Source organism: Caballeronia sp. (assembly GCF_028292365.1).
GTDB lineage: Bacteria > Pseudomonadota > Gammaproteobacteria > Burkholderiales > Burkholderiaceae > Caballeronia.
The window spans coordinates 1-7,787 of record NZ_JAQGMM010000400.1 but is presented as its reverse complement, the minus strand read 5'-3'; the positions used below and the strand labels follow the sequence as shown (position 1 = coordinate 7,787).

6 protein-coding genes are annotated in these 7,787 nt (G+C 60.2%); 3 read left to right on the top strand and 3 right to left on the bottom strand.

All coding sequences use genetic code 11. The features are described 5' to 3' along the window. Window positions 1-206 precede the first annotated feature (206 nt). The 3 genes from JWR14_RS24080 to JWR14_RS24070 all read right to left on the bottom strand — a co-directional run bounded on the left by JWR14_RS24080 (window position 207) and on the right by JWR14_RS24070 (window position 4,244). A complete protein-coding gene (locus JWR14_RS24080) occupies window positions 207-2,294 on the bottom strand; it encodes a DUF4387 family protein (RefSeq protein ID WP_299713076.1) in 2,088 nt (695 codons plus the stop codon). A gap of 137 nt (window positions 2,295-2,431) precedes the next feature. Then, window positions 2,432-3,352, bottom strand: coding sequence for a LysR substrate-binding domain-containing protein (locus JWR14_RS24075; protein ID WP_299713073.1), 921 nt, complete (start codon window positions 3,350-3,352; stop codon window positions 2,432-2,434). A gap of 562 nt (window positions 3,353-3,914) precedes the next feature. After that, on the bottom strand, window positions 3,915-4,244 hold the full coding sequence (locus JWR14_RS24070; protein WP_299713070.1) for a hypothetical protein: 330 nt from the start codon (window positions 4,242-4,244) through the stop codon (window positions 3,915-3,917). Window positions 4,245-4,560: 316 nt separating this feature from the next. Between JWR14_RS24070 and JWR14_RS24065 the strand changes: the two genes are divergently transcribed. The 3 genes from JWR14_RS24065 to JWR14_RS24055 all read left to right on the top strand — a co-directional run. Further along, a complete protein-coding gene (locus tag JWR14_RS24065; protein WP_299713067.1) occupies window positions 4,561-5,529 on the top strand; it encodes an ABC transporter substrate-binding protein in 969 nt (322 codons plus the stop codon). A 105-nt stretch (window positions 5,530-5,634) separates the two neighbouring features. Continuing rightward, a complete protein-coding gene (locus tag JWR14_RS24060; protein ID WP_299713064.1) occupies window positions 5,635-7,149 on the top strand; it encodes a sugar ABC transporter ATP-binding protein in 1,515 nt (504 codons plus the stop codon). Then, window positions 7,146-7,787, top strand: a 642-nt coding sequence (locus tag JWR14_RS24055) for an ABC transporter permease (RefSeq protein WP_299713061.1), incomplete at its 3' end; no start/stop codon positions are given. The genes JWR14_RS24060 and JWR14_RS24055, both read left to right, overlap by 4 nt.

Genomic DNA, 7,787 nt, shown 5'->3' with positions numbered 1-7,787 from the left:
GGTGCCGCGGTGTCTGGAGTCGTCGCAGGCGTGTTCACCGGGCGCTTCATCACCTACTGGCGAGCGATGAGCGCGCGCCGGGTCGTGCAGACATATTCACGAAGTGCTTAGGCATCTCTTGATGGCACTTCGTGACGGCATTTCGTGACGGCAGTCCGCCGCGTGCGGATTGCATGGCGCAAAGCCGGCTCACCCACGGGACGCCCTCACGCAACACTCTGCTGGCTATCTGAAAACATGGGAATGACCATCTGTTCCAGCACGGATTGCTGTTGTGTGCCGAAACCATCGCGTTCACCGAGCGACGCCGAAATGATCGGCCTTTCCACGGTGATCTTGATCGCGTTGCAGTTGTCGACGAAATAAGTGCCCACGACTGAAGCCGGCTCGAAGCCGAGTTCGTCCGCTACGTTGCGCGCGCAGAAGAAGTTCGAGCCCAGCGCCGCCTCATACGCGTCCTTCGATACGAACAGCACGTCGAATGTCAACCGGTTGATGCCTGCGTCTTGGCTTCTGATCACACGGGCGATGTCGAGCAGTCGCTGGCTTCCGGATGGTGTCCCTGAGGGCATCCCGGATGGCGGCGCGTCCTCAATCACGGAAAGTGTCCTGTCGTCGAGATTCTGCGCGCCGGCCGGTTCGCCCACATCGAAGTAGTCCGCTCGCGCGTCGCCTGCCTTGCTCCATTCGCGGCCGTTTGCATGGTAGTAGTGAACCGGAAACAGCCGGTTGCGAATGACGTCCTCATTTTGAAGCAAGTGATAAAGCGTCCATTCATACGCATCGGTCGCATCGAGGTCGAGCAGCGACCCCGCGCCTACCGACGCGACTGATGCAATGCGTTCGATTTCCGCGCGATGCCTCCTGGCAAGCGCATCGGCATCGCGGTCCACCGTGCGAAGCAACGCCACAGGACGCTCAGCGTCCGCTTCGACGAACCTGTATTCGGCCTCGGCGAGTGCCTCGGGAAACTCGCGCTGCACGAGATCAACCACGCCCTGCCGGATCGACACATAGTTCGCCAATAACACGCGATCGCGCGTGCCGCCCGGCACGATTGCGCCGTAGGAACCATCGGCATAGCGGAAACTCACCCGATTCGGCGAGAGCGGACAGGCGATATTGCCGGCCGTCGATTTGCGCCCCGGGTAGTCATAGTGAATCAGGTAATGCATAAGCAGGCTTGCGAGCTTGTCGGCCGCAGCAGCCGTGCGCGCACGCGTTCGAACGATGATCCCCAATTCCTGCTCTGACGGCGCGCAGTGGCTCTCCTGCGCACCATTGCGCCCATAGACGAGGTTATCGCCGGGTATCGCATGCATATCCGCGGGATCGAGCTGAACCAGCGAGACCTTGCACAAACCAGCGCGACGCGCGCCTTCGAGCTTGATGCTCAACGACCACGGCTTAGCCGTGCGATAAAAACGAGTCTTGCGAATGCCCGCACGGCGCGTATCGACAGCGAAGAACTCCGCCCTGGTCATCGCGAGCACGCCTTCGGGATAGAACTGCAAATGCGGATGAGCTTGCCCATGGAGCGAGTGCGCGGCAATGGAATACGGCGTGCAGCAGCGGTTCTCGTCGGGTGGGATAAAAACCGCGCTGCCGTCGTCGTAAATCTCCGCCACGAGACAGTCAGACGGCGAGCCGGGATCGCATGCAAGCGCGCCGCACGCGAGCACGTGCCCAACGTGATACGCGAGCCCCGGCGCGATACCGCGACGGATCATGCCGGCTGCGAAGAGTGCCGCGCCACACGAACGGCCCGCGAAGATATACTTCGCATCGCTAAGCAGTGCCGTAAGTAGTGGATGGATGCCCATCTGGCCGACGATCGTGCTTTCGCGCAGCGACGGTTCATCGAGGAATAGTCCTGTGCCGACCGGACGCAATGCGCCGGCGCGCAGTTCGTCGATCACGATAGCCGGATCGAGTTCGGACCGGATCACGGCCACTTTCGCATCGCACACGTCGAGTTCTTCGAATACCTCGCGGGCAACCTCGAGCATCCAGTCGAGATTGCGATCGCCGCCTGCCATCCCGCAGCTACCGAGAATCACCGGCGCGTCGGTATGTAATGCAGCCTCGACCATTTTGCGAAAGTCGTTCTTGACGGCGTCACGCTCGAAGTATTGGCCGCCGCTGCCAAGGTAATACGGGCCTGCGTTCATTGAACCGGCATCGGCGATCACAGCGTCGATACGGCCAAGCAGCGCCTTTTGCAGGGACTCCTGTGGGAATCCAGCGCCCAATCCGCCGCACGTGGCGACCACCCTATAGATTAATTTCGCCACGCCGATCTTCCCGCCATGCATCGGACGACCCCATGTCGTCTCCCGGATGCCGCGTGCCAAGTCTGCGGGCTTTTTCAGAATGGGGAAAATACTGTCTTGCGATGCGGGTATAAGCGGCCAATATAGGTCGCGACGAATCATTCGCCTTCGGGTTCGACGCTGGGTACCGGCAGCTCGGACAGGTGCTGTTTCACAAAGCCGGCAATGAAATCGCGCACGGCTTCCCCGGCGGCCGCGAGCGGCGTCTCCGCAGAAGAAACGATGCTGGCCGTCAGCGAAATTGCGGGCTCGATGGCTTGCGCAGAAAAATTACCGGACAGCTCGTCCGTGCCGCCAAGCGGCAAGATGGTATCGCCGACACCGGCTTGTACGGCGGCGAGCATGTCGGTACTCACGTCGGCTTCGGCCGCGACATGCGGCACGATTCCCGCCTCTGCGAACAGCCGGTCGAGTACAAGCCGCACAATATTCGGGTGATGCGGCAGCACGAGTGGAAGGTCTGCGAGTTCCTGGAATCTAATCGATCCAGGCCTGACCGATCCGTTTGCACGCCGCAAAAGAAAGAGCCGTCGCTCGAATAGCGGTACACGGACACAGCCCGCATACGGTTCACCTTCGAAGAGCATCGCGAGGTCGAGGGCGTGTTCGCGAATGCTCGCGGCCAATTGCATGCTGCCCGAAGACGAAAGCTTCAGCCGCACTTTTGGCAACGCGGTGCGGCATGCCGCCATGATCGGCCCCGCGAACTGCGACGCCAGGGGAAAAGCCATGCCGATGGAAACGCACCCCTCCACTTCTTCTCCGTGTCCACGTACGACCTCAGGCAAGCGCTCGATGCGCCGCAGAATCGCACTCGCCTCCACGTAAAGCCGCTCGCCTGCGGCCGTGGCGTTCACACCGCGGGCGCTTCGCTGCAGCAGCGATACGCCAAGCTGATCCTCGAGGTCGGCAATCTGCTGGCTCAACGCAGGCTGCGCCACATGGGCAACCTGCGCCGCACGCGAGAAACTGCCAGCATCGACGATTGTCACGAAATAACGCAACTGTCGGAATTTCATAGGGCAGCACCTCGCCGGCGTGACCAACATGAGGGCGTACGTTTCTGACGCGTGGTTGTTCCGCATGGCCCGGAAACCGCACGGGTTTGGGTCAAAGCGAGACGATGACCGCACAAGGAGTCTACTGCGTTGCCGATTGACGCACAATTCGCGTTGTTGAGCCTTGTTGACCGCCAGCGAGAACGGGCGCAGAAGCGGTCGTTATCGATGCATCAACCCGAAGAAACCCGAAGCGTTTTCCGTGTGCTTGCATTGCGAATAGAACTATCGCGTCACACCGCGTGCAGGGTGATGGTTTGACTTACCCCTCAGAGAAACGAAAGACCGCTGTCCGTGAGGGCAGCGGTCTTCCTTAACGCTTGACAGCATTAGACCGTGCGGGTCGGTCGTATTAATAGCGTATTAAAGCGTATTAACCAGCGCCTGCTAGCCACGAAAGTGGGGCGCGGTCGCAATGACTCTTTTGCCCCATGCGATTGAAGCGCTCGTTCGCTTTGCGCTTGTGCATTTTCGCGGCTGGTTGTTATTTTTACAGCTGTTTATGCAACTGTTAATGCAGCTGTTATTGGCCGGCACCCGGTGACTTTACGCTCGGGGTCGCCAACGTGTTGTTGCTAGTGGGAGCACTGGTGCCAGGCGTCAAAGTGCTGTTCGTGCCACTCGGCAGGCCCGAGTTCGGCGCCCTGGCACCCATGCCGCTGTCCGAGTTGGTACTGCCTGGCGTGCCGTATCCGCCCGTTGCGCCGTTCATCTGATTCACCTGGTTAGCCGGGCTAGCCGTGCTGCCCGACGAAGTGCCGCCGGTTGAGCCTCCGCCTGCCTGTGCATAAGCGCCACCCGACAGCGTGAGTGCGGCAACGGCCGCGATTAATGTGCTGATTGCCTTGTTCATGATCCGTCCCTCCTTGATTGGACTTGAATAAAGACGCAGACGATCGCCGCCTGCTTGACCAGGAATGAAGCAGTTGCCGTGCCGCGTGCTCTTATCCGCATCGAAACGATCTGCGTCGCCGCGAGCCAACACCTTCCGGCTTCATACCAATTTTGGTATCGCAAACACCCAATAACTGATTGGACCGCCATGAACCCCGGCGCTACGCTTCATTCCGGTACGTCCTTAGTCAGATGACCGCGCAAACGCATAAATACGCACAAGCGTGCATAAGCGCGGCAGTACCGAACACAACACAACTAAATCGGAGACAACCATGAGACATGCTCGACGCGCAGCCATTGGTGCGCTGCTTGGTTCTGCGCTATTGCTGGGCGCAAGCCTGACCGCCCACGCCGATGACACCAAGATCACCCTGGGTTTTTCACAGGTCGGCGCGGAAAGCGCCTGGCGTACCGCCAATACCGTTTCTGTCAAAAGCGCTGCTAAAGACGCTGGCATCAATCTGAAATTCTCCGACGCGCAGCAAAAGCAGGAAAACCAGATCAAGGCGATCCGCTCGTATATTGCGCAGAAAGTCGATGTGATCGCGTTCTCCCCCGTTGTGGAATCCGGCTGGGAGCCGGTACTCATCGAAGCGAAAAACGCCAAGATCCCGGTGATTCTCACTGACCGCAATATCGATGTGAAAGACACATCGCTGTACGTGACCATGATCGGCTCGGACTTCCTCGAAGAAGGCCGTCGCGGAGGCAAATGGCTCGAAGACCACTATAAGAACGACGCCGGTCCGATCAACATCGCCGAATTGCAAGGCACGGTCGGCTCAGCGCCCGCCAACGATCGTCGCGCCGGATTGCTGGAAGTGATCAAGAACGATCCGAAGTTCAAGGTCATCGCCTCGCAAAGCGGCGACTTCACGCTCGCCGGCGGCAAGCAGGTCATGGAAGCCTTCATCAAGACCTACGGCAAGCAGATCAACGTGGTCTACGCCCATAACGACGACATGGCGCTCGGCGCAATCCAGGCAATGGAGGAAGCCGGCATAAAGCCCGGCAAGGATGTGACCGTGGTCTCGTTCGACGCCACCAAGGGCGGCTTCGAAGCGATGGTCGCGGGCAAGATCAACGTCGACGTGGAATGCAGTCCGTTGCTCGGTCCGCAACTCATGACGGCGGTCAAGGAAGTGAAGGCAGGCAAGACCTTGCCCAAGCGCATCGTGACCGAGGAAACAATTTTCCCGATGAGCGTCGCAGCGCAAGTCCTGCCACAGCGTAAGTACTAAGCCGCAGCAGTCACGGAGAAACATCCGGCGAACGCGAGTCCGACTTTAACGGCCGACTCGCGGTGTACTTTCAAGCTCCCTTTCCTCCCTTTACGGCCTTCGTTCATGACCGGCTCGCCCATTCTTGAAACCATCGGCATCTCCAGGTCGTTCCCGGGCGTCAAGGCGTTGCAGAACGTGGATTTCAGTTTGTTTCCCGGCGAAATCCATACGTTGATGGGCCAGAACGGCGCCGGTAAATCGACACTCATCAACGTACTCACCGGCGTCCACACACACGATGCAGGCGAGATACGGCTGGGCGGCGAAGCCGTCAATTTCGCGACGCCGCTTCACGCCGAAGCCGCCGGAATACGGACGCTTTATCAGGAAGTGAACCTCTGCCCGAACTTGTCCGTCGCTGAAAATGTGTTCGCCGGACGGCAACCGAAGCGGCATGGTGCTATCGACTGGAAGACCATTCATGCGCGGGCCGAAGCGGCGCTTGCGGACCTGAACGTCTTCCTGGACGTGACCAAATCACTCGATACGTACCCGATCGCCGTGCAACAAATGGTGGCCATCGCGCGTGCAGTCTCAGTAGATGCACGCGTGCTGATCCTCGATGAACCCACCTCGAGCCTTGACGACGGCGAAGTCGCAAGGCTCTTCGACGTGCTGCGCACGCTCAAGCAATCGGGCATGGCGATTCTATTCGTCACGCACTTTCTCGAGCAGACCTACGCAATATCGGACCGCATCACGGTCATGCGCAATGGCGAACGCGAAGGCGAATATCTCGCCCGCGATTTACCGGTGGAACTGCTCGTTTCGAAGATGGTAGGCCATGAACGGATGACCGAGCGCCTGAAACGCGCGGCCGACGAGCCGCCCGCGCACAAGGCCGCCGTGCCGCCGTTCTTCGAAATGCGCGGCATCGGCCGGCGTGGCGTGATGAATCCCGTTGATATCGATGTACAGCCCGGCCAGATCCTCGGGCTAGCTGGCCTGCTCGGTTCCGGCCGCACTGAAACCGCCCGGCTCCTGTTTGGCGCGGAGCGGGCGGACGCGGGCGCCATGTCTATCGACGGCAAGCCGGTAAAGCTTCGTTCTCCTCGCGATGCAGTGCGTCGCGGCATAGGGTATTGCCCGGAGGACCGGAAGAAGGAAGGCATCATCGCGGATCTTTCCATACGCGAAAACATCATTCTCGCGCTGCAAGTGCAACGCGGCTGGTGGCGCGTTATACGCAAGGCGAAACAGCGCCAGATAGCGGACGACTATATCGAGCGGCTGGGCATCAAGGCGCCCGATGCCGAACAGCCCATTGGACTTCTGTCGGGTGGCAACCAGCAGAAGGTCCTGCTCGCGCGCTGGCTTGCGACGGAACCGAAAATGCTGATCCTCGATGAACCCACGCGGGGCATCGACGTCGCGGCCAAATTCGAAATCATGGATCGCGTGCTGGCGCTGTGTGCAAAAGGGCTCGCCATTGTCTTCATTTCGTCGGAGGTGAGCGAGGTCGTGCGTGTGAGCCATCGGATTGCCGTGCTGCGCGACCGGCGCAAGGTGGCAGAAGTCGAGGGACACGCGGCGTCGGAAGATCAGGTGTACAGACTCATTGCGGGAGGTAGCCGATGAACCGCATCAAAGCCGCTTTGCAGCATCCTCTCGTCTGGCCGGTCCTCACGCTCGTGCTGCTGATCCTGCTCGACCTGAGCCAGAATGCGCACTTCCTCTCCATCACCGTGCTCGACGGTCACTGGTTCGGCGCGCCTATCGATATCCTCAATCGTGCCGCACCGCTCGTGCTCGTCTCGCTCGGCATGACGCTCGTGATTGCAACACGGGGCATCGATATTTCCGTTGGCGCGGTCGTCGCAATCGCCGGCGCGGCAGCCGCCAGCATCCTCGCCGACAATCCCTCGCAGGTCAGTGAAGCACTCATCGCTGCACTCGCAGTGGGCGTGCTCGCCGGCATGTGGAATGGCGTGCTGGTGGCGTTCGTCGGCATGCAGCCGATCATCGCGACGCTGATCCTGATGGTGGCCGGCCGCGGTGTGGCGCAGTTGCTCACGGGCGGCCAGATCATCCCCATCGGCGCACCGGGTTATTTGATGGTGGGTGGCGGATATCTGGCGCGCATGCCCTGTTCTGTGTGGGTCGCGGCCGGTGCAATTACCGCGACTGCGTTGCTCATGAATCGCACCGCGCTCGGCATGTTCATTCGTGCGATCGGTATTAATCCGGTGGCCACGAAACTGGTCGGCCTGCGCTCG

What these genes read in the sequence shown, in the direction of transcription:
- JWR14_RS24065 (WP_299713067.1), top strand. Translation starts at nt 4,561, where the DNA reads ATGAGACATGCTCGACGCGCAGCCATTGGTGCGCTGCTTGGTTCTGCG.
- JWR14_RS24060 (WP_299713064.1), top strand. Translation starts at nt 5,635, where the DNA reads ATGACCGGCTCGCCCATTCTTGAAACCATCGGCATCTCCAGGTCGTTC.
- JWR14_RS24070 (WP_299713070.1), bottom strand. Translation starts at nt 4,244, where the DNA reads ATGAACAAGGCAATCAGCACATTAATCGCGGCCGTTGCCGCACTCACG.
- JWR14_RS24075 (WP_299713073.1), bottom strand. Translation starts at nt 3,352, where the DNA reads ATGAAATTCCGACAGTTGCGTTATTTCGTGACAATCGTCGATGCTGGC.